Below are 21,448 nucleotides of genomic sequence, written 5' to 3'. Positions count from 1 at the left end.
GGCGGTCAGTCACCCAATACTGTGACTGACACCCTGCTATCGGGAGCAAGCCCCCTCCCACATTTGATCTTTATCGCGCAAGGGATTCGAGGTTGGCCAGGCGGTTTTCGAGGAAGCGTTTCTCGGGGATTTGCTGGGTCAGTGACAGGGCCGTTTCATAAGCCGAACGTGCTTCTTCCACCCGCCCCAACTGCCGGTAAAACTCCCCCCGCGCCGAATGCGCCAAGTGGTAATCCAGCAGCTCTCCACGCGCCAGAATCGTCTCGACCTGCTGTAGCCCCGCCCCCGGCCCCTCGCACATCGCCACCGCTACGGCGCGGTTCAACTCGATCACCGGCGACGGCACTTGCCGAAGCAATACATCGTAAAGCCCGACAATCTGCAACCAGTCGGTGTCCTCGGCGCTGGCCGCCTCGGCGTGCACCGCAGCAATCGCCGCTTGCAGGCAGTATGGCCCGAAACGCCCCGTGGTCAGTGCCTGTTCCACCAGCGCGCAGCCTTCAGCGATCAAGGAGGCGTCCCACAAACCGCGGTCCTGCTCCTGCAACAACACCAACTCACCCGCGGCCGAGGTGCGCGCCGCTCGGCGGGATTCATGCAACAGCATCAACGCCAGCAAGCCCATGACTTCCGGCTCCGGCAGCAACTGCGCGAGCAGGCGCGCCAGACGGATGGCTTCGCGGGTCAGCTCTTCGCGGGTGAGATCGGCGCCCATGGACGCCGAATAGCCCTCGTTGAACACCAGATAAATCACCTGCAATACGCTGTCCAGACGTTCGGGCAACTCCGCCAAAGACGGCACCTGATAGGGGATTTTCGCTTCACGAATCTTGCCCTTGGCGCGCACGATGCGCTGGGCGATGGCAGTGGGCGAAGCCAGAAAAGCGCGGGCAATTTCCTCGGTGGTGAGGTCGCAGATCTCACGCAACGTCAGCGCCGCCTGGGCATCGGCCGCCAACGCCGGGTGACAGCAGGTGAAGATCAGGCGCAGGCGATCGTCTTCCACGTCTTCCTCATTCCAGTCAACCGCTTCCAGCGCGTCAGCCTGCTCCTGCAGTAAGGGGGTAAACCGGGCCTGGCGGCGCAGGCGGTCGATGGCTTTGAAGCGGCCGGTGGAGACCAGCCAGGCACGCGGATTGTCCGGCACACCGTCCTGTGGCCAGCGCTGCACCGCGACAAAAAACGCTTCGTGCAGGGCCTCTTCGGCGAGGTCGAAATCACCGAGCAAGCGAATCAGCGTCGCGAGTACGCGCCGTGATTCGCTGCGGTAGATCGCCTCGATCGGCAGCGTCAATCGGTCATGCCCTGGGTCACCAGCGTCACCAGGCGGTCCAGGCTCTGGCCCCAGCCATCATGAAACCCCATGGCCTCGTGGGCCTGCTTGTCTTCAGCATTCCAGTGCATGGCGCGAGCGGTGTAGCGGGTTTTACCGTCGAGCTCTTCGAACGTGACCTCAGCGGTCATGAACGGCTTGCCTGAGGGAATCCAGCCAGGCATGAAGGCATCGGTAAACACCAGCCGGTTGGGCGCATCGATTTCCAGGAAAACGCCCTGGGTTGGATACTCACTGCCATCCGGGGCACGCATGAGGGTGCGAAACAGGCCACCGACCCACAGGTTCATTTCGCACTCGGGGGTGGTCATGCCATGCGGTCCCCACCATCGTTGCAACAATTCAGGCGTGGTCCAGGCGCGGAAGACACGACTGCGCGGGGCGTCGATCACGCGGCTGATGGACAGTTCGAAGGGAGCTTGGGTACTCATCGCCAATCCTCTTGGGTTTTTATGATTATGCTGGTCAGAGTTTCAATTCACGCACGGGACGCACTTCCACACTGCCGACCCGCGCCGCCGGAATACCGCCGGCCACCTGGATCGCGTCGTTCAGGTCCCTGGCGTCGATCAGGTAGAACCCGGCCAATTGCTCCTTGGTTTCAGCAAACGGCCCATCGGTGATCGACAACTTGCCATTGCGCATGCGCACGGTAGTGGCGGTGGTCACCGACTCCAGCGGCTCGGCGGCAAGCATGCGGCCGCTGGCCTGCACGGACTGCGCGTAGGCGAAACACTCCGGGTCCTGGGGGCTGTCCGGCGAGCTGTGCAACACCTGTTCGTTGCTGTAGATCAGGCAGAGGTATTTCATGTGCGTCTCCATTTGCGGACTCATGACTATAGTTCGGCTCAAGGTTTCAGCTCGAACAAGGCGACGCCGCTTTGCATATCGAAGGGCGCCGACCAATGCTCATGCACCACCTTCCATTGGCCATCGAGGCGCTGGTAACCGGCCGTCACCCGCATCCAGCACGCCTTCACCACGCCATCCGGCCCGGCACCGCCGCAATGCGCCAACCAATGGGCAAAGGCGCTATCCGCGGCTTCTACAATGCGCAGTTCATGAAACTCGAAAATACCCGGGCCGGGACAGTGCTCCATGCACGCTTCCCAGTGGGCGCGATAGGCGGCCTTGCCCTTGAATTGCAACGCGGCAACGGCGTCGAACGAGACGATATCGTCGGCGTAAAAGCTGACAATTTTATCGATATTCCGGGCAAGCACAGCTTGCTTCCATTGATCGATCAGAGAGTGGATGGCAGTGCTCATAGTGATACTCCTTTTTTTGTGGGGAGAGAGGTAAACATCACGAAGGACACCCTTAGTCGAATCAGCCCTGGCTCAATCGACAGCCTGCTGAAAAATAATTTAGCCACCTGCAAACCCGTTAGAATCCGCGCCTCTCTGTAGTCTTTGGGATGCACCGCCAATGGAAACCCGCCTCGTCCCCTATGAGACGTTGAGCCTTGTGCAAAAACAGCAGCTCAACACCCTGCAAGTGCATCCCGAGCAGTTGGCATTTTCCGGCGATATCGACTGTGCGCTGAACAGCCTGCTGGTCAATCCCAACCCCGCCGCGATCAAAGGCTTCGCCCTGCTGGCCGACGACCGGCCTGTGGCCTTCATGCTGCTCAAACGCCCACCGTGCCTGCCTCATTGGGCTGATGAACACAGCGCCACGCTGCACGCCTTGCAAGTGGATCGCACCCAGCAAGGACGCGGCTTCGGCAAGGCATGCCTGCACGCGCTGCCGGCAGCGGCGATACGGGCCTGGCCGCAGATCAAGGGCTTGGAGTTGTCGGTGGACACGAAGAATGTGGCGGCGATGGGGTTGTATCGGGCGGCTGGATGGGTGGATAGCGGGGAGGCCTACAAGGGCCGGGCGGACTATGAGCGCAGGTTGAGATGGACGTTCAGCCCGTCGATGTAACGTAAACATGACTGTTTGACGGCCAGGTCATGTTTACGTGACATCGACCCACTGCCGTTTCAGGACTTGGCTTCAACCGGCAACCAGATTTCCACCGTCCCCGTGCCCTTGCGCACATCGAAATCCGCGCTATAGCGCTCGAAATCCGCCCCGGCCACCTTGAAGCCCGAGTGCGGCAACCACTCGAACATGATGCGCTCATAGGTCTGCTCAAGCGCTTGCACCGGGCCGTGGTGTGAGAATACGGCGTAGTGATGCGGGGGAATTTCCAGGGTTTCGAAGTTGCCCGGCGCGTCGCCCTTGCTCGGGACTTCCACCCCGGCCATGTAATCGAACTCGCCGTGGTGAGGGTTATGACACACCCCATAGGTCACACCGCCAACGCGCTTCTTGATGTCCTTGATGCAGCTATCAAACAGCTCCCATAACTTGGGGATATCCCCCACGGTAGCTTTTGAATAGCGCCCCTGCACACCCGCAATCACCAGCGCTTTGCCGTCCTCCATGCGTGGCTCGAGCGGTTGTTTTGTCTGCTGATCCATACGAACAGTCTCCTTCTTGTGAGGGAACAAGCCCGCATCGAGTATAGGGGTATATCCGCGCTGCACACCATGCAGAAAATTTTCCTACGCATCTGGACAACCGGCCATCATCGACCGTATTGTCTGCCCCGCAGGCCACCGCAGTGGCCGACGTCGCTCGGACGGTTCCGGGCGCTTACGTACCTCGAGGCAACAATGGCAGACCAAGGTTCGCCGCGCCGCTTTGCGCGCATAGATCGACTCCCCCCCTATGTTTTCAATATCACTGCCGAGCTGAAGATGGCTGCGCGTCGGCGCGGCGAAGACATCATCGACTTGAGCATGGGTAACCCCGACGGCCCTACTCCACCGCACATCGTGGAAAAACTGGTCACCGTCGCCCAGCGTGAAGACACCCACGGCTACTCCACCTCCAAAGGCATTCCGCGCCTGCGCCGCGCCATTTCGCGCTGGTACAAGGACCGTTATGAAGTGGACATCGACCCCGAGTCGGAAGCCATCGTCACCATCGGTTCCAAAGAGGGCCTGGCGCACTTGATGCTGGCCACCCTGGACCAGGGCGATACCGTGCTGGTGCCCAACCCAAGCTACCCGATCCACATCTACGGTGCCGTGATTGCCGGCGCCCAGGTGCGCTCGGTGCCGCTGGTGCCCGGCGTGGATTTCTTCGCCGAACTGGAACGCGCGATTCGCGGCTCGATCCCCAAGCCGAAAATGATGATCCTGGGCTTTCCGTCCAACCCCACCGCGCAGTGCGTGGAGCTGGACTTCTTCGAACGCGTGATCGCCCTGGCCAAGCAGTACGACGTGCTGGTCATCCATGACCTGGCGTATGCCGACATCGTCTACGACGGCTGGAAAGCCCCGTCGATCATGCAGGTGCCGGGCGCCAAGGACATTGCGGTGGAGTTCTTCACCCTGTCCAAGAGCTACAACATGGCCGGCTGGCGCATTGGTTTCATGGTGGGTAACCCGGAACTGGTCAGCGCCCTGGCGCGTATCAAGAGCTACCACGACTACGGCACCTTCACCCCGCTGCAAGTGGCGGCGATTGCCGCGCTCGAAGGGGACCAGCAGTGCGTGAAGGATATTGCCGAGCAGTACCGCCAACGCCGCAATGTGCTGGTCAAGGGCCTGCATGAGCTGGGTTGGATGGTGGAAAACCCGAAGGCATCGATGTACGTGTGGGCCAAGATTCCCGAGGCGTATGCCGCCATGGGCTCGCTGGAATTTGCCAAGAAACTGCTGCTGGAGGCGAAGGTATGCGTGTCGCCGGGGATCGGCTTTGGTGAGTATGGGGATGATCACGTGCGCTTTGCACTGATCGAGAACCAGGACCGGATTCGCCAGGCCGTGCGCGGCATTCGCGGGATGTTCAGGGCGGATGGGCTAGCCCCGAAAACCGGCGCCTGACTCGGTCAAAATGTGGGAGGGGGCAAGTCGAATCGTCGCACCGCCCCTCCCACATGTGCATTCGGTTTAACCCCAAGTTCTGGGGTTTAGACCACCAGCGACAACAGCATGATGAAGATCAACGCCACCACCGACAGGATGGTTTCCATCGCCGTCCAGGTCTTGAACGTTTCAGCCACGGTCATATTGAAGTACTGCTTCACCAGCCAGAACCCCGCATCGTTGACGTGAGACAAGATCAACGAACCCGCCCCCGTCGCCAACACCAGCAGCTCACGGTTGACCCCTGGGATCATCCCGACCACCGGCACCACGATCCCGGCGCCAGTAATCGTCGCCACGGTTGCCGAACCGGTTGCCACGCGAATCACCGCCGCCACCAGCCACGCCAGCAGAATCGGATTGATCTGCGCAGTCACCGCCATATGGCCGATCACGTCACCCACGCCGCTGGTGACCAGCATCTGCTTGAAACCACCACCGGCACCGATGATCAGGATGATCGCGGCGGTCGGAGCCAGGCTGGCGTCGAGCAGCTTGAGGATCTGCTTGGAACCAATGCCCTGGCGATGGCCGAAGGTGTACAGCGACAGCAGCAACGCCAGCAACAACGCCGTGATCGGGTGGCCGATCATGTCCATCCAGTTGCGAATGGCATGGCCATCCGGCAGGGCGATGTCAGCGAAGGTTTTGAGCAGCATCAGGAACACCGGCAGCAGCACGGTGATCAGCGTGACGCTGAAGCTGGGCAGCGACTTGTTGTCCGTCTCGCGGGCCAGTTGGTCGACCAACTCCTGGGACGGGTTGCCGGGGATGTACTTGGCGATGAACGTACCGAAGATCGGGCCGGCAATAATGGCCGTCGGCAATGCGACGATCAGGCCGTAGAGGATGGTCTTGCCGATGTCCGCGCCAAACACGCCGATGGCCAGCAACGGCCCCGGGTGCGGTGGCACCAGGCCGTGCACCGCCGAGAGGCCGGCGAGCAGCGGGATGCCGATCTTGATCAGTGAGACGCCGGTACGCCGGGCGACGATAAACACCAGCGGGATCAGCAACACAAAACCGATCTCGAAGAACAGCGGGATGCCCACCAGGAACGCGGCGAACATCATGGCCCACTGCACCTTCGCCTTGCCGAAGGCACGGATCAGGGTCTGGGCGATCTGATCGGCGCCACCGGATTCGGCCATCATCTTGCCGAGCATGGTGCCCAGCGCGAGGATGATGCCGACAAAGCCGAGCACCCCGCCGAAGCCGTCCTGGAACGCCTTGATGATCTTGTCCACGGGCATGCCCGAGGTCAGGCCGAGGAAACCTGCGGCGATGATCAACGCGATAAAGGGGTGAACTTTGAACCGGGTGATCAAGACGATCAGTCCGATAATGGTGACCACTGCATCTAGCAGCAGGTAGGACTCGTGGGACATGCCAAACATGGGGGGTCTCTCCTGTTTGTTGTTGTTATTAAAGCGGGTGTTGAATTTCCTGCCGGGGATAGCGCTATCTTTTCCGGCAAAAAATTAATGAGTAGGTTCAAAGCCGTGTTGCAGCCACCAGGCATGGGTCTGCCGGGCCAGGGCCTCGACGCTGTCTTCACTGGCGTTGAGCGCCAGGGTCAGCGGTTCGCCCTTCGGCGACTCAAGGGTGGCGAACTGGCTGTCGATCAGGCTGGCCGGCATGAAATGCCCGGGGCGATGGGACACACGGTCGGCGGCCACGGCCCGGGTCAGTTCCAGGAACACAAAACCCAGGCCCGGCGCGGCTTCGCGCAGGTGGTCGCGGTATTTCTTTTTAAGCGCCGAACAGGTGAGCACGGGATGCTCGCCGGCCTTGAGTGCGCGGCGCAGTTCATCGCAGAGGATGTCGAGCCAACCGGCACGGTCGTCGTCGTTGAGAGGGTGGCCGGCGCTCATCTTTTCGATGTTGGCGGCAGGGTGAAAGCTGTCGCCTTCAATGGCGGTGGCGCCGTTCAGGCGGCACAGGGCCTCGCTGACGCTGGACTTGCCACAGCCGGAAACACCCATGATGACCAGGGCGGTAACAGGTTGACTCATGAAACACCTCAGGACGCAGATAGCGCTACCTTTGCACGCTGTAAGGCTAGTGCAAAAACAGGCTTTTCCCGCGCCGTCTTGTCTTTTTTTATGGAGTGACGCGTGCATCCTCTCCAGCGATTTGAACGGGATCAGGCAACCCTTCGTTCAAGCATTTGCAGCCTTTTGGAGACAGCGCTACCTTAGTGCCTCGATTTTTGTTTGGCAAGCCGCCTGATGACCTCCAAGAACGATAAAAAAATGCGTACCACGGGTCGCCCGACCCTCAATGAAGTCGCCCGCCTGGCCGGCGTCAGCCCGATTACCGCCTCGCGCGCGCTGCGCGGCATCAGCACCGTGGCCACTGAACTGGTGGAAAAAGTGCAACACGCCGCCAGTGAACTCAATTACGTCGTCAACCCCGCCGCCCGCGCCCTGGCCTCGGCGCAAAGCCATTCGGTGGTGGTGCTGGTGCCGTCGCTGTCCAACCTGTTGTTTATCGAAACCCTCGAAGCCATCCACCAGGTACTGCGGCCCAAGGGCTTTGAAGTACTGATCGGCAACTCCCATTACTCGCGCGATGAAGAAGAAAACCTGCTGCGCAACTACATGGCCTACCAGCCACGGGGTTTGCTGCTGACCGGCTTTGATCGGACTGAAAGCGCGCGACGAATGGTCGAGTCCAGCCAGGTGCCTTGCGTCTACATGATGGACCTGGACCCGCACGCCGGCGTGAACTGCGTGGGATTTTCACAGTTGGCGGCCGGTGAAACAGCGGCCGCGCATTTGCTCTCCCGCGGGCGCAAGCGCCTGGCCTACATCGGCGCGCAGCTGGACCAACGCACGTTACTGCGCGGCGAAGGCTTCCGCCGCGCACTGCAACAGGCAGGCCTGTACGACCCGGCGCTGGAGCTGCTGACACCACGCCCCTCCTCCGTGGGCCTGGGCGGCGAGCTGTTCTTGCAGATGCTGGCAAGCCATCCCGATGTGGATGCGATCTTCTTCGGCAACGACGACCTGGCCCAGGGCGCACTGCTGGAGGCCCTGCGCCACAACATCAAGGTACCGGAGCGCGTGGCGGTGCTGGGCTTCAACGACTTGCCGGCATCGTCCTTCATGGTGCCGCGCCTGAGCAGCATCAGCACCCCGCGTGAGGCGATCGGGCGACGTGCAGCGGAGCATTTGTTGAGCATCATGGCGGGTAACAAGATCGCCAAGCCGGTGGTGGATATGGGGTTTGAATTGCAGGTGCGGGAAAGCACGTAGGACGCCTGTAGGACACGGCCGACATTGCGCCAGGCGCCTTGCCCGGCTGCCTACGCTTAGGTCAGAATCCGCCGGCTTGTGCGCCTGGAAGGGGGTCTCTAAGGTTTGCCGGTCGCTGAATTTCTCGGTGACCGGGTTTAGTAGCCCATGTTCGGACTTCTCAGTGCACAAGCCTCAGCGAAATGTTTGATGGCGGCTGTGCGTAGGGCACCCTTGGGTGCGCCGGCTTTGGAGTCCACCGGTCTACTAACCTGCGTACAGCTGCCACCCTCGTTTAGTAGCGAAGAGGCGGTGGCCAATTCCTGGACTATCCAATGATCAAAGAAATCGATACGCCGCCAACCACCCTCTTCACCCTCATCCCCGATGTCCCCACCGAAACCCTGCTGATCAACAGCTACGAAACCGTGTGCTCCGTCAGCACCTTGCTGCTTGACCTGTCCGATGACCTTGAAGGCAAACACCGCGATGTCGCCCTGGCCATCCACCAGCTCAGCGAACTGAGTGTGTTGCTGGTGGGCAAAGCCATGGACCAGCACACGCCCCGCTACTGACACGCCCTCTGCAGGAACGAGCTTGTGTGGCGAGGGAGCTTGCTCCCGCTGGAGTGCGAAGCACTCCCAGACCGGTTGACGAAGTGTATCTGACACATATCGATCGCACGGTTTGGGGCCGCTTCGCAGCCCAGCGGGAGCAAGCTCCCTCGCCACGACAAGCTCGCTCTACAGGGTATTGCTTACAAATTGTTTCGTCGTGCTAGATTGGCCTCTCTCCACTGCAAGGGAAGCACCATGGGACACTCACTGAAAATCCTCGGCCGCACGTCCTCCATCAACGTACGCAAAGTACTGTGGACCTGCCAGGAACTGGGCATCGACTATGTGCGCGAGGACTGGGGCATTGGCTTCAAGCCCACTCAAGCCGCCGAGTTCCTCGCCCTCAACCCCAATGCCCAGGTGCCGGTGCTGATCGATGACCACGGCGTGCTGTGGGAATCCAACACCATCTGCCGCTACCTCGTCGGCCTGTACCAACGCCATGACTTGCTGCCCGCCGAACCCGCCCCCCGCGCCAGGGTGGAGCAATGGATGGATTGGCAAGCCACCGAACTCAACCCCTCCTGGGGTTATGCGTTCCATGCCCTGGTGCGCAAGAACCCGGATTACCAAGACCCGCAACGCCTCAGCGCCGGCGTGCAGGCCTGGAATGAAAAAATGGGGCTGCTGGAACAGCAACTGGCCAAAACCGGTGCCTACGTCGCCGGTGATGAATTCACCCTGGCCGATATCCTCGTCGGCCTCTCGGTGCATCGCTGGTGGAATGCGCCGCTGGAGCATCCGCCCTACCCTGCGGTCGCGGCCTACTACCAGCGGCTCAGCCAGCGCCCAGGCTTCCAGGCCTATGCGCTCGACGGTCACAACTGATCAATCACGCCATGACGTCCGGAACCACGCCCATGCATTCACCTTCCGCCACCGACGGTATCGACCCGATCCGCGCCGCCCACATCAGCGCGCGCATCGACCGCCTGCCTGCCGTGGCCAGCATCTGGCGCCTGGTGGCGTTGCTGTCGATCGGTGGTTTTTTCGAGCTGTATGATTTGTTCCAGACCGCCTACATCAGCCCCGGCCTGATCAAGGACGGCCTGTTTGCCACCGGCAGCGGCGGCGTGTTCGGGTTCTCCGACCAGGCCGCGTTCGCCTCGGCGACCTTCCTCGGCCTGTTCCTCGGCGCCAGCCTGCTCAGCCCCATCGCAGACCGCTTCGGGCGACGGGCGATCTTCACCTTTGCATTGATCTGGTACACCGTCGCCACCGTGTTGATGGGCATCCAGACCTCAGCGCTGGGCATCATCTGCATGCGCTTTCTGGTGGGCATCGGCCTGGGCATCGAGCTGGTGACCATCGACGCTTACCTCTCGGAACTGGTGCCCAAACGCATGCGCAGCTCGGCGTTTGCCTTCGCGTTTTTTATCCAGTTCCTGTCGGTGCCGGCGGTGGCGTTGATGTCGTGGTGGCTGGTGCCCCAGGCGCCGTTCGGGGTGGCCGGTTGGCGCTGGGTGGTGCTGTCGAGCGCGGTGTTTGCACTGTTTATCTGGTGGTTGCGTAAACGCTTGCCGGAATCACCCCGGTGGCTCGCCCAGCAAGGTCGATTCGAGCAAGCCGATGCAATCATGGACAGCCTGGAGGCACGCTGCCGGAAAGACTACGGCAAACCGCTGGACCCACCCGAGCCCGAGGCGGTCAGCGTGCAAGGCAGCGGCCGTTTTGCCGATATCTGGCAACCGCCCTACCGCCGCCGCGCCTTGATGCTGATCGTATTCCATGTGTTCCAGGCCATCGGCTTTTTCGGTTTCGGCAACTGGTTGCCGGCGCTGCTCTCGGGCCAGGGCGTCAGCGTGACCCACAGCCTGATGTACGCCTTCATCATCACCCTCGCCTACCCGCTGGGGCCGTTGCTGTTCGTGAAGTTTGCCAACCGGTTTGAAAACAAATGGCAGATCGTCGGCTCGGCTCTGGGCGCGATGCTCTTCGGCAGCCTGTTCGCCCTGCAGACCACGGCGGTGGGGCTGGTGCTCTGCGGGGTGATGATCACCTTCTGCAATGCGTGGCTGAGCTTCAGCTATCACTCGTATCAAAGCGAGCTGTTCCCCACCAACATCCGTGCGCGCGCCGTGGGGTTCTGCTACTCCTTCAGCCGCTTGTCCACGGTGTTCAGCAGCCTGTTGATCGGGTTTATCCTCGAACACCTGGGCACACCAGGGGTACTTGCGTTCATTGCCGGCAGCATGCTGATCGTGATGCTCACCATCGGTGGGTTCGGGCCGCGTACGCGTAACCTGGCGTTGGAGAATATTGCTCACTGATCAGCGGGTTGAACGCTGCGAGCGATAGCGCACACGATACGAACCTTTGATCGTCTGAGCGGGTTGACTGCCCGACTGAACGATTGAAGAACCCTCAAAATCGGCATGCAGAGCATCCGCTTCGGCGACTAAACGCATCTGCCCTTCGTAATGGGTAGTTTTTATTCCACCAGGAATCTCGTGCGAGAACATTAACCCGGCCTGTCCCTCTTTTTCGGGATTCTCGACCAGCGTGTAAAATTTTGTCGGCTCGAACTCAAATGTGCTGAATACAGTCAGAGTCGGCAGACCCTCCTTTGTAGTCCCCATGATTTGGTAGTAGCGGCCCGAATAGAAGTGTATCGCCTCCTCAGTGTGAAAGGCTTTGGATTCGCCCGAAAATTGAGCCTTCACATAGACGCTACCAATAGGGTCTCGTTTATCAGTCATTTCATTTCTCCTTGTCCCGGATTAACAACACAGCTGATTCAACGGCAAGTCGAAGCGGTTGAATACTGTGAAATCCCACAGAGAAACGTTTCAGCCAGACAGTCCCCGGCCATTGCCAGTCTGCGGCAACGAATGACCGCTGAACGGACGAAGATTGCCTCTTGGATAAGGCTACGCCCCATAAAACCCGGCCCATCGCCCCCGGCACACTATTTGCTCAAGCTGTGCCACCGAACATTTCCACAGGTGAGCGATCATGCTGGTTAACAACAACGCCCAAGCCGTATCGACGATCCAACACATCAAGCGCCCCGACATGGACCCCGCCAACGCGGCCGCCAGCACGCTGTACAGCGGCGCCCTGCAGGCGGCGCAGCAAAGCGTGACGGTGCCGGCCGCGCAGAAGGACCTGGACAAGGCCAATGACCGTATCGATGAAGCCTTCGCCAAGACCCGCGTACAACTGCAGGCCAGCACGGCAGCGACGAGCGCGACCTCTGACGTGCCGGCCACCGGCTCGACCGGCAAGACCGCCCGTGAAGACTTTAACGACTACATGAGCAAATCGCCGGCCGAACGCATCCGCGAACAGCTCCTCAAGGAGCAGGGTTTGACCGAAGAGGATGTGCAGAAGCTGCCGCAGGAAAAGCAGGACGCGATTTCCAAGGAAGTGGCTGAGCGCATCAAGCAACAGCAGGATCAGCAGGTAGCGGCGAAAACCGCCGACCCACAGGTGCAGGCGGTGAAAGAAACCCTGGCGGCGATCTAAGCCGCACATCGTTGCGTGTAGAAGCGAGCTTGCTCGCGAAAAACCTCAACGATAACGCGCGCTTGCTGGATTGCAGGACGCGGTTCAGTTAACCAGCATGTTCAACAAAGCCTGCGCAGCAGCACTCGGCACCCGGTTCGGCGGCCCCACCAAGCAGAACTCACGCTGCACCGGGACCCTGAGCGGCATCACGCGCAGCCCCTGGCGTTGAGCCGGCAGAGTCATTTCCGGGACCAGCGTGACACCAATCCCTTCGCGGACCAGGCTGAAGGCGCTGCTCCATTCGCGCACTTCCACGCGGGCATCGCGTAACGCCAACCCGGCCTCGGCGCTCAGGCTGCCGGCGTTGACGGTGCAGCCGCCGGTGGCGAGTACAAAGGGTTGTTCCAGCAATTCCTCCAATGTCACCACCGCTCCGGCCGGGCGCTGGGCCAGTGCATGCTGCGCGGGCACCACCGCTATCCAATGGTCGCGCCCCAACACCGTGGCCTTGCGCTCGGGCTTGGGGTTGAGCACCACGCCCAAGTCGATCAGCCCGGCGTCAAGCAAGGTATTGACCTCATCATCCGTGACTTCCAGGGTGGTGACCTCGATGCCGGGATACAGCTGCTTGAAACGCTGCAACAACGGGCAGAGAAAGGTCTGCAGCACGATGGGGAAGCTGGCAATGCGCAATGCCCCACGCAACATGGGCCGGGCCTCATCGACGGTGCTGCGAATCGCCTGCAGCGCGCCCATCATGACGCGCGCCTGTTCGATCACACTCAGCCCCAGTGCGGTGGGCAGCGTCTTGCGCGGCTCACGGGTAAACAGTTGCGCGCCCAGCGTCGCCTCCATCCCGGCCATGGCCTGGCTGGCGGCGGACTGAGTCATGCCCACGCATTGGGCAGCGGCAGTGATGCTGCCATGGTCGGCGACAGCGACCAGCAAGCGCCAGTGCATCAGGTTCATCATGACAGTAGCTGTCCTTATGGCAGGGCTCTGAAGGTTTAATTTTACGCACGGTGCCATGCCCGTGAAACTGGCGCAAATCCCACGGAGCTGTCCCCGATGAAACTGTATTACGCCCCCAACGCCTGCTCACTCGCCCCGCATATCGTATTGCGCGAACTGGCCCTGCCGTTCGAGTTGGTGCAGGTCGACAACAGGGCCAAGATCACTGCCGACGGCGAGGACTTCCTGCAGATCAACCCCAAGGGCTATGTGGCTGCGTTGCAACTGGAAAACGGCCAGGTACTGACCGAAGCCAGCGCGATCCTGCAATACCTGGCCGACCTGAAACCCGCGGCCGGCCTGGCTCCCGCCAATGGCAGCTGGGAACGCGTGCGTTTGCAGGAATGGCTGAACTTTACCGCCAGCGAAATCCATGGCGGACTGGGCGTGTTCTTCAACAGCGCCATCCCGGATGACGTGAAGGCGCTGTTCAAGGCCACGCTGTTCAAGCGCCTTGCGATTCTGGTGCAGACCCTGGCGCGTCAGGATTACCTGCTGGGCACCCGATACTCGGTCGCCGATGCCTACCTGTTCGTGGTGCTGCGTTGGGCGGCCCTTCACACTATCGAGCTGGACCCGGTATTGCAGGCGTTCATGCAGCGCGTGGGTCAGCGCCCGGCGGTCGTTGCCGCATTGGCAATCGAAAATCCATAAGTCGAAATGAAGGCACTCAACACCCGCACATCTGCCGAGCCTGGGCGATCCTGGTCCAGATGGGCCACCTGGCTGCGCACGGTGTCATGGATCTGCCGAGTGCCCTGCCCCAGCCGCAATTCGCCGCGCAGGTCCACCGCCTGCGCGGCAACGATCAGTTCGATACTGGCCAGCCACAACACCCGCTCCGTCAACTGGCGGGTCTTGTCCACGACGGCCAGGGCCTGCCCTGCGTAGTCCTCGACGCGATCCGCCACCGGCACACTCACTGCCGGCAGCGGGTTGGCCAAATGCCCGATCTGCGCCACCAACGCCGAACTGGTGCGCTGCAACGCCGCCATACCGACATGCCCCGGTCGAGCGATCAAGAATCGCGGCAGATCGCTGGAGGCAGGCGACAGCAATTTGGCAATGCGCTCAGCGCTGCACGCCGCCGCTCGATTCAGGGCCAGGCCCAGGCTTTCGGCGGCCAACGCCAGGTGGGTGCTGTCGAAGTTCGCGGTGGCCAATACCAGCGCCTCTTCGCTGATCAACGCCGGATTGTCGGCACCGCTGCGCAGTTCCAGTTCAATCAGTTCATGCAAGTGGTGCAACGCCTGCTGCGCCGCCCCTTGTACGATCGTGGCACAGCGAAAGCTCAAGGGGTCTTGCAGGCGGCGCGGGTTGCCCGCCAACTCACCGCCCACCAGCAGTTGCAACAAGGCCGCTGACTGCTCGGTTTGCCCCGGTGCCGGCCGCAGGCGCGAGGCCCACGGCTGGAAGGGGCTGAGGTTGGCCCGGTAGCCTTCGCAGGACAACGCCAGTGCGGCCAGCAAGGCCTCCAATGCCCGCTGCACCTCAGCCACCAGTAACGCGCCCAAGCCGACACTGGCGGCATTGGCAGAGACCAGCGCCAAACCATCTTTACCGGTCAGGGGCACCGACAGCGCCAGGCTCAGGTGCGCCAGCGGCGCCAGGTCGCTCTCGCCCAGCGAGCCGATCAACGGCACATCCGGCTCGACACCGCTATTGAGCAACGCCAGTAAAGCCTGCGCCGCGCCCGGCGAAATACCTGAACGCCCCTGGGCCAACCCGGCCAGACGCGCCGCCATCATTGCACGCAATTCCAGGCGATTGGCAAGGCGCCCTACCCCCACCGCCCGTCCCAACGGAATGTTCGCCTGCACGGGAGCGACCAACGTATCCACCGCTGCGCCAAGGCCGGTGTTCACCCCATAAATCGGCGTCCCCTCAGCCTCCAGTTTCACCAGCAGGCGATGGCCTTCATCGATACGTTGACGGGCCTGCGCGGTGAAATCCGTCGCTGCATCCTCGCGGGCAATCGCCAGCAAATCCGCAAGTGCCAGACCTTGGGGGTCGAGATGAATCATGCCCAACGCAACCGCTGGCCGATCCCCAACTGCCTGGCTTTTTCCAACAGCGCATGGCCCAGCGCGATATCACTGAGGCTCAGGCCACGGTGCCAGAACAGGATGGTTTCCTCGGGCGTTTCCCGGCCTTTTTTCAAGCCGGCCACGATCTGCCCCAGTTCGGCATGCAGGGTCTGGGCGCTGAGTTTGCCGGCGTCCACATGGGCACGCAGTGAACCAAACAGGCCGCCCTTACACTGGCCCCAATCGTCCACCACCAGCTTGCTCATGATGTCGGTGAGCGACAGTTCCACCGCGCTCATGGTGCCGTAGGGCACCACAAACGCGCCGGGCTTGATCCAGTCGGTGCGCAGCAACGGTTCGGGCTGATCCAGGCGGGACGCCTCGACCACGATATCGGCGCCACGCACGGTGGATTCCCAATCCTCGGTGACGATCACCGGTTTGCCCAGGTCATGGCGCAGGCGTTCGGCAAAGGCTTCGCGGCTTTCAGCGCGCCGCGAATGCACGCGGATTTCATCGAAGTCGAACAGGTGGTCGAGCAGGCGCACGTTCCAATAGGCGGTGCCACGCGCACCGATGTGCGCCAACACTTTGCTGTCGGGCCGGGCCAGGTATTTGGCGCCGATGGCAGTGATGGCGCCGGTGCGCATGTCGGTGATCGCCGAGGCATCGAGGATGGCCTTGGGAATCCCGCTAGCCGGGTCCAGCAGGTTGAGGATCGCCAGTTCAGAGGGCAGCCCCTTGCGATAGTTGTCGACAAAGTCCCCCACCACTTTGACGCCCGCGTAGCCGATATCGCCGCCCAGTACACCGCGCAATACGTTGAAGTGGCCGTTGATCTCGCCGCCCGGAATCAGGTGGGTACGCGGTTCAATCACCGCTTCGCCACGGCCCTGGATCGCCAGGCTGGCTTCAATGGCGGTAAGGATTTCATCGTTGGTCAGGCCCAGTTCGTCGATATCGAGGCCGTTGAGAAAATCAATGTAGATCGGTTGCATGATCAGGGCGCCTTGAACACGGCTTGCTGCACATCGACCTTCTTCGGGATCAGGCCGTTGGCAAGGAACAGGTCGGCAGTGCGTTGCTGGTTGCCGATGTCGACGGCTTGCAGCGGACGAATCGGCGCGGACGAGCGGTGTTCGAAGTAGCTTTTGACCACCGCCGGTTGCAGGCCCAAGGTCTTGGCCATCAACGCGATGCTCTGCTCGGGCTGGTCGAGGGACAGGCGCTGCGCCTTGGCCAGCGTCTTGATGATCGCCCCGATGGACTGCGGGTACTGCCTGGCAAACGGGCTACTGACCACAAAGAAACTGCCCGCAGGATTGAGGCCCTGACCGTCACCCAGCACGCGGGCGCTGCCGTCGATTACCGCAGCGGAATAGTACGGGTCCCACACCACCCACGCGTCGACCTTGCCCTGCTCGAACGCAGCACGCCCGTCCGATGGCGACAGGTACACCACATTCACATCCTTCCATTGCAAACCCGCACGCAGCAGGCTTTTGAGGAACAGGTTGTGGGCGCTGGAGCCTTTGAGCAGCGCCACACGCTTGCCCTTGAGCTGCGCCACGCTTTGCACGCTGCTTGCCGTGGGCACCAGCACCGCTTCGGTCTTGCCTTCGTTGGGCTCCACGGCAAAGTACTGCAAGTCGATACCGGCCGCCTGGGCGAAGATCGGCGGGATGTCGCCAATGTTTCCGATGTCCAGGCTGCCGCCGTTCAGCGCTTCGATCAAGGGAGGGCCGCCGAGGAATTCAATCCACTGCACCTGGGTGCCGGGCAACGCTTCTTCGAAGAGTTTGTGTTCGCGGGCCAGCACCATGCTCACCGAGCTTTTCTGGTAACCGATGCGCAAGGTGGCGGGATCGGCCGCCGACACCTGGCCGGCCAGCAGGGAAAGAACCACAGCCGTGAAGACTTTAAGCATTAGAGTGCCTCCTGGATTTTGGTCGCCACAGCCGCCGGGACCCATGGCTGCCAGACCTGCGGATGGTCTTTGAGGAACGCCTCAGCCACCTGGCGTGGCGGTGTGCGTTTCTCGCTCATTTCACCGAGTACACCGTTGAGCAGATCAATCGGCAGGTCGACCTTTTCAAACACGCTGACCAATTGCGGGTACTGCGCCTTGAACGGCGCCGAAACGCCGATTGCCAGGCGAGCCGGCATCGAGCGGGTGCCGATGGGGTTGGGGTTTTTCGCGTCGGACAGGGTTTTCCAGGCTTCGGCGTTGAAGGGCGGCTCTTCCAGCTTGACCAGCTTGAAACGGCCCAGCAGCGGCGTGGGCGACCAGTAATAGAACAACACCGGCTTACCACGACGGATCGATGACGCGACTTCGGCATCCAGCGCCGCACCGGAGCCGGTGCGGAAGTTGACGAAGCTGTCGGTGAGCTTGTAGGCCTTGAGCTTCTGGCTGTTGACGATCTCCGAGGTCCAGCCGGTGGGGCTGTTGAGGAAACGCCCACGGTTTGGGTCTTCGGGGTCGCGGAACACGTCCTTGTAACGCGGCAGGTCGGCCACCGATTTCAGGTCCGGCGCCAGGGGTTTGATGCCCCGCTCGGCATCGCCCTTGATCACGAACTCCGGTACCCACCAGCCTTCGGTAGCGCCTTTTACGGTGTCGCCGAGGCCGAATACTTTGCCTTCGTTTTCTGCCTTGACCCACGCCGGGCTGCGCCCGGCCCACTCTTCGCCGATCACCTGGATATCATCCTTGGCCAGGGCGGCTTCCAGGCTGACGGTACTGCCCGGCAAGGTGTCGGTGGGCAAGCCGTAGCCTTTCTCGACGATCAGGCGCAGCACCTCGGTGATCAGGCTGCCGCTTTCCCAGGTGATGTCACCGAAGTGAATGGGTTTGACGGCTTCGGCGGCCATGGCCGGCTGCGATAAAACGGCCAGTGCCAGCAGCGAACCACCGAGCAGCGTTTTAAGTCTTTTCATGCACAACCTCGTGGTGAATCATTTTTCAGAACACAGAGAACCCAGTGTGGGATTGGGGATCGGTTAAAAGTCATAACTGAGCCGCGTGTAGTAGAACGCCCCTTCCGGCGCCGACGGCGACAGGTAGCTGTATTGCTGGCCAGGGGTCTGGCGCAGGCGGGTGTTGAAGTCATCGGGTTTGCTGTCGAACAGGTTGTTGGCGCCGACAGACACACGCAGTTGCTTGGTGAAGGCGTAGTTCACGTCCAGGTCGGTGTTCCATTGCGCAGCGAAGGTCTGGTCGTATTGAGCGTTGGCTTCGCTGGCGGCGTATTTGCGGTACTCGCCGTAGCGAGTTTCGCTGAGGGCGATGGTCCACGCGCCGATACGGTGAGTCGCGCCCAACACCCACTTGTCTTGCGGGTAGCCGTGCTCCAGGAAACCACGGGCTTCACGAGTGAGAACGTCGAAACCGTTGGGGTTCTCGTGGACCTTCTCGATCGTGGTGCGTGACTGGGTGTAACCGGCCGACAGGCTCAGCGCGCCGTATTGCGCCAGGTCCAGGTTGTACTTGCCGACGATGTCCACACCGCGCGTGCGCGTGTTGGCCGCGTTGGTCATGAACTGCGCCCAGGTGTATTGGCCAAAGCCTGCCTGTTGCAGAATCTGCTCGGCCCGTGGGCCGGAAATCCCCCCGCTGTAGAGCAGACGGTCACGAATCGAGATCTGATAAGCGTCGATGGTCAGCGAGGCTTGTTCGATCGGACGCAGCACCAGGCCCAAGGAGTAGTTGGTGGACTTTTCGGGCTTGAGCGGCTCGGCGCCCAGGGCACGGGCGGCCGGGTTGTCGGCGGGCAGCATGCGCGTGAGGACCGGGTTGCCGTTGATGTCGACGTTGGTGGTGGTGGTCCACGAGGTGCCGATCTGGCCCAGGGTCGGTGCGCGGAATGAGTTGTTCACCGTGGCGCGCAAGCCTACTTGCGGGGTGAAGTCATAACGCGCCGAAAGCTTGCCGGTAGTGGCCGAGCCGAAGTCCGAGTAGTGCTCGGTCCGCCCGGCGATGCCTACCTGGAATTTGTCGGTGAGCTGATGCTCAAGGCCGAAATACACGCCGCCCACATCACGCTTGTAGGTGCCGGCGTCGTCCGGTGTCAGGCCAGAGGCTTGTACCGCCCCCACCTGCACGCCGTTGATGCCGCCAAACGAGTAGGACTCATAGTCGCCCTCCTCCAGACGATATTGCTCATGACGGTAGGCAATACCCGCCGAGACGGTCAAAGGATGGCTCGACCAGTTGACGTCCAAATCCTTGGCGTAATCCAGGCCGATATTGGTCTGGTCATTGACCAGCGTGGCCACGTCGAATTTGGTCGGGCTGTTCAGACCATAGCTGGGGTTGACGGTGTTGAAGGCCAATTCATCGTGTTTGTCGCGACCGTAGGTGGCACTGAGATCGAAGCGACCCAGGGTCTCGTCCTCAAAGCGGGTACCGACGGTGACTGCGCCGTCTTCGTAGCGATAGCGGTACTTGGGAATAGTGCCGTTGGGGTAGATGCCCGGCACGTTGTTCGGGTTATTGGCCAGCAACGGTGGCGTGTTGTTTACTGACTTGTCCTGGCCGAAAGTGGCGAAGCTGTAGAGGCGCCACTGGTCGTTCAGGCCAATCTCGGCGTTGGCCGCCAGGTTGAATTTATCGCGCCCGGCGCCGCCCCAGCGGGGGTCTTGCACCTGGCCGTTGGCGACATACTGATCGCCAATGTCGGTGGGTTTGTTGTTGAGGGTGTTGAAACTCAAGGTCAGGAAACCATCCCCCGGCAAGCCCAGGCCGTACCAGCCGTCCGTGCTTTTGCTGAAACCGTCGCCCTGCGCATATTTGCCCAGCTGGGTGTTCACCTGGCCGCCGCTGTCACGTTCCTTGAGCACGATGTTGATCACGCCGGCCACCGCATCCGAACCATATTGAGCCGAGGCGCCATCACGCAGCACTTCGACATGGTCGATGCTGCTGATAGGGATCATGTCCAAGTCCACCGGCTGCGCGCCAATGAACGGCACGCCACCGGAGATGTTCACCACCGCCGAGGCATGCCGGCGCTTGCCGTTGATCAGCACCAACGTCTGGTCCGGCGCCAGGCCGCGCAAGGACGCACCCTTGGGGTTCTGCCCACGGGTGGCGCTCTGGTTCTGCGGGAAGTTGAACGACGGCAGCAGTTGAAAGAGTGCCTGGTTGAGGCTGATGGCGCCGGTCTGCTTGAGTTCTTCGGCGTTGATCACGTCCACCGGGGCCGCGCTGGTGAGTGCGGTGGCGTCACTGCGGCGGGTGCCGATGGCGACCACACGGTCCAGGGTCGGCGCTTGCGCTGCAGTGGTTTGCGCCTTGGCATTGCTGGTGGCGTTTTTGCTCGCGCCCTCCTTGATGATGAACGCACCGTCCGGGCTGACCTGGACTTGCAGGCCGGTGCCCTTGAGCGCGGCGTCCACCGCCTGTTGCGCCGACAGCGAACCGTCCACGCGGGCCGAAGAATAGTTGCCCAGTTGCGGCGTGAACGAGATCACCTGGCCGCTTTGGCGGCTGATGTTGAGCAGCACTTCATCCAGCGGGCCAGGTGCGATGTGGTAGACCTGACGCACCTCTTCGGCGCTGGCGGTAAACGAGAAAAACAGACTGGCCAATGGCACCAGGGCAAAGGTTCTAAGCGGCACACGGTTGAACTGACTCACTTTGGCTCCCCCCAAGGAAACGCGAGAACGCTGCTCCCCGCAGCGCTTACGCCAGTGATGTGCAACGGCGTGGGGAAACCTTGCAGATCGTTTGGTTATGTCTTTAGAACCCACACTGGATCCCGAAGCGCAGACACAACCCCTGTGGGAGGGGGCTTGCTCCCGATTGCGGTGTATCAGTGCCAAATGCATTGGCTGACACTCC

At 61.5% G+C, this 21,448-nt stretch carries 22 protein-coding genes; 8 read left to right on the top strand and 14 right to left on the bottom strand.

Annotated elements, in window-relative coordinates; genetic code table 11:
- Positions 1 to 70: 70 nt before the first annotated feature.
- The 4 genes from ACQRBV_RS14180 to ACQRBV_RS14165 are packed head-to-tail and all read right to left on the bottom strand — an operon-like array spanning position 71 to position 2,601.
- Positions 71 to 1,294 (bottom strand): RNA polymerase sigma factor, encoded by a 1,224-nt coding sequence (locus ACQRBV_RS14180; protein WP_060754080.1) that lies wholly within the window; start codon positions 1,292 to 1,294, stop codon positions 71 to 73.
- Positions 1,291 to 1,764, bottom strand: coding sequence for an SRPBCC family protein (locus tag ACQRBV_RS14175; RefSeq protein ID WP_411984749.1), 474 nt, complete (start codon positions 1,762 to 1,764; stop codon positions 1,291 to 1,293). Before ACQRBV_RS14175 ends, ACQRBV_RS14180 begins: the two co-directional genes overlap by 4 nt.
- Before the next feature lie 34 nt (positions 1,765 to 1,798).
- Complete coding sequence (locus tag ACQRBV_RS14170; RefSeq protein ID WP_060754082.1) at positions 1,799 to 2,143, bottom strand: YciI family protein; 345 nt, start codon at positions 2,141 to 2,143, stop codon at positions 1,799 to 1,801.
- 38 nt (positions 2,144 to 2,181) lie between these two features.
- Positions 2,182 to 2,601, bottom strand: a complete 420-nt coding sequence (locus ACQRBV_RS14165; protein WP_411984750.1) for a YybH family protein — start codon at positions 2,599 to 2,601, stop codon at positions 2,182 to 2,184.
- Positions 2,602 to 2,761: 160 nt separating this feature from the next.
- On the opposite strand from ACQRBV_RS14165, the gene ACQRBV_RS14160 reads away from it, so the two are divergent.
- On the top strand, positions 2,762 to 3,262 hold the full coding sequence (locus tag ACQRBV_RS14160) for a GNAT family N-acetyltransferase (RefSeq protein ID WP_411984751.1): 501 nt from the start codon (positions 2,762 to 2,764) through the stop codon (positions 3,260 to 3,262).
- A gap of 59 nt (positions 3,263 to 3,321) precedes the next feature.
- Here ACQRBV_RS14160 and ACQRBV_RS14155 read toward each other — a convergent pair whose 3' ends face one another.
- Entirely contained in the window at positions 3,322 to 3,804 is a 483-nt protein-coding gene (locus tag ACQRBV_RS14155; protein WP_411984752.1) for a GyrI-like domain-containing protein, read from the bottom strand.
- Positions 3,805 to 3,999: 195 nt separating this feature from the next.
- Between ACQRBV_RS14155 and alaC the strand changes: the two genes are divergently transcribed.
- On the top strand, positions 4,000 to 5,217 hold the full coding sequence (gene alaC, locus ACQRBV_RS14150; protein WP_104994636.1) for an alanine transaminase: 1,218 nt from the start codon (positions 4,000 to 4,002) through the stop codon (positions 5,215 to 5,217).
- 86 nt (positions 5,218 to 5,303) lie between these two features.
- Here the strand turns inward: alaC and ACQRBV_RS14145 are convergent, their stop codons facing one another.
- Together ACQRBV_RS14145 and ACQRBV_RS14140 are read right to left on the bottom strand one after the other, a co-directional pair.
- Positions 5,304 to 6,656, bottom strand: coding sequence for a GntP family permease (locus tag ACQRBV_RS14145; RefSeq protein WP_060754087.1), 1,353 nt, complete (start codon positions 6,654 to 6,656; stop codon positions 5,304 to 5,306).
- Between the two features lie 84 nt (positions 6,657 to 6,740).
- Positions 6,741 to 7,274: a gluconokinase gene (locus ACQRBV_RS14140; protein WP_060754088.1), complete on the bottom strand. Its 534-nt coding sequence runs from the start codon at positions 7,272 to 7,274 to the stop codon at positions 6,741 to 6,743.
- 213 nt (positions 7,275 to 7,487) lie between these two features.
- On the opposite strand from ACQRBV_RS14140, the gene ACQRBV_RS14135 reads away from it, so the two are divergent.
- The 4 genes from ACQRBV_RS14135 (at position 7,488) to ACQRBV_RS14120 (ending at position 11,385) form a co-directional block, all read left to right on the top strand.
- A complete protein-coding gene (locus ACQRBV_RS14135; RefSeq protein WP_199777943.1) occupies positions 7,488 to 8,519 on the top strand; it encodes a LacI family DNA-binding transcriptional regulator in 1,032 nt (343 codons plus the stop codon).
- A gap of 314 nt (positions 8,520 to 8,833) precedes the next feature.
- Entirely contained in the window at positions 8,834 to 9,073 is a 240-nt protein-coding gene (locus tag ACQRBV_RS14130) for a DUF6124 family protein (RefSeq protein WP_060754090.1), read from the top strand.
- 237 nt (positions 9,074 to 9,310) lie between these two features.
- Positions 9,311 to 9,943 carry a glutathione S-transferase family protein gene (locus ACQRBV_RS14125; RefSeq protein WP_244385191.1) on the top strand — a complete coding sequence of 211 codons (633 nt, stop codon included), beginning with the start codon at positions 9,311 to 9,313 and terminating at the stop codon, positions 9,941 to 9,943.
- Between the two features lie 32 nt (positions 9,944 to 9,975).
- Positions 9,976 to 11,385 carry an MFS transporter gene (locus tag ACQRBV_RS14120; RefSeq protein WP_205344735.1) on the top strand — a complete coding sequence of 470 codons (1,410 nt, stop codon included), beginning with the start codon at positions 9,976 to 9,978 and terminating at the stop codon, positions 11,383 to 11,385.
- Here ACQRBV_RS14120 and ACQRBV_RS14115 read toward each other — a convergent pair whose 3' ends face one another.
- Positions 11,386 to 11,814 carry a hypothetical protein gene (locus ACQRBV_RS14115; protein ID WP_411984753.1) on the bottom strand — a complete coding sequence of 143 codons (429 nt, stop codon included), beginning with the start codon at positions 11,812 to 11,814 and terminating at the stop codon, positions 11,386 to 11,388.
- A 256-nt stretch (positions 11,815 to 12,070) separates the two neighbouring features.
- Here ACQRBV_RS14115 and ACQRBV_RS14110 point away from each other — a divergent pair, with 256 nt between their 5' ends.
- Positions 12,071 to 12,583 (top strand): hypothetical protein, encoded by a 513-nt coding sequence (locus tag ACQRBV_RS14110; protein ID WP_060754093.1) that lies wholly within the window; start codon positions 12,071 to 12,073, stop codon positions 12,581 to 12,583.
- An 84-nt stretch (positions 12,584 to 12,667) separates the two neighbouring features.
- Here ACQRBV_RS14110 and ACQRBV_RS14105 read toward each other — a convergent pair whose 3' ends face one another.
- Entirely contained in the window at positions 12,668 to 13,537 is an 870-nt protein-coding gene (locus ACQRBV_RS14105; RefSeq protein ID WP_411984754.1) for a LysR family transcriptional regulator, read from the bottom strand.
- 96 nt (positions 13,538 to 13,633) lie between these two features.
- Between ACQRBV_RS14105 and gstA the strand changes: the two genes are divergently transcribed.
- Positions 13,634 to 14,230: a glutathione transferase GstA gene (gene gstA, locus ACQRBV_RS14100; protein WP_411984755.1), complete on the top strand. Its 597-nt coding sequence runs from the start codon at positions 13,634 to 13,636 to the stop codon at positions 14,228 to 14,230.
- On the opposite strand, the gene ACQRBV_RS14095 is transcribed toward gstA, so the two are convergent.
- The 5 genes from ACQRBV_RS14095 to ACQRBV_RS14075 form a co-directional block, all read right to left on the bottom strand.
- Complete coding sequence (locus ACQRBV_RS14095) at positions 14,185 to 15,600, bottom strand: aromatic amino acid lyase (RefSeq protein WP_411984756.1); 1,416 nt, start codon at positions 15,598 to 15,600, stop codon at positions 14,185 to 14,187. The two genes, gstA and ACQRBV_RS14095, sit on opposite strands and share 46 nt — an antisense overlap.
- Positions 15,597 to 16,601, bottom strand: coding sequence for an ornithine cyclodeaminase family protein (locus tag ACQRBV_RS14090; protein WP_411984757.1), 1,005 nt, complete (start codon positions 16,599 to 16,601; stop codon positions 15,597 to 15,599). The genes ACQRBV_RS14095 and ACQRBV_RS14090 overlap by 4 nt, the downstream gene beginning before the upstream one ends.
- Positions 16,602 to 16,603: 2 nt before the next feature.
- Positions 16,604 to 17,530 (bottom strand): aliphatic sulfonate ABC transporter substrate-binding protein, encoded by a 927-nt coding sequence (locus tag ACQRBV_RS14085; RefSeq protein ID WP_411984758.1) that lies wholly within the window; start codon positions 17,528 to 17,530, stop codon positions 16,604 to 16,606.
- On the bottom strand, positions 17,530 to 18,543 hold the full coding sequence (locus ACQRBV_RS14080) for an ABC transporter substrate-binding protein (protein ID WP_411984759.1): 1,014 nt from the start codon (positions 18,541 to 18,543) through the stop codon (positions 17,530 to 17,532). The genes ACQRBV_RS14085 and ACQRBV_RS14080 overlap by 1 nt, the downstream gene beginning before the upstream one ends.
- A gap of 63 nt (positions 18,544 to 18,606) precedes the next feature.
- Complete coding sequence (locus ACQRBV_RS14075) at positions 18,607 to 21,243, bottom strand: TonB-dependent receptor domain-containing protein (protein ID WP_411984760.1); 2,637 nt, start codon at positions 21,241 to 21,243, stop codon at positions 18,607 to 18,609.
- Between the last annotated feature and the right edge of the window lie 205 nt (positions 21,244 to 21,448).

It is taken from the genome of Pseudomonas sp. R11F, assembly GCF_050312575.1.
GTDB classification, from domain to species: Bacteria; Pseudomonadota; Gammaproteobacteria; order Pseudomonadales; family Pseudomonadaceae; genus Aquipseudomonas; species Aquipseudomonas palleroniana.
Note: the sequence above shows the minus strand (reverse complement) of the source record. Positions and strands in the feature narration are given on the sequence as shown.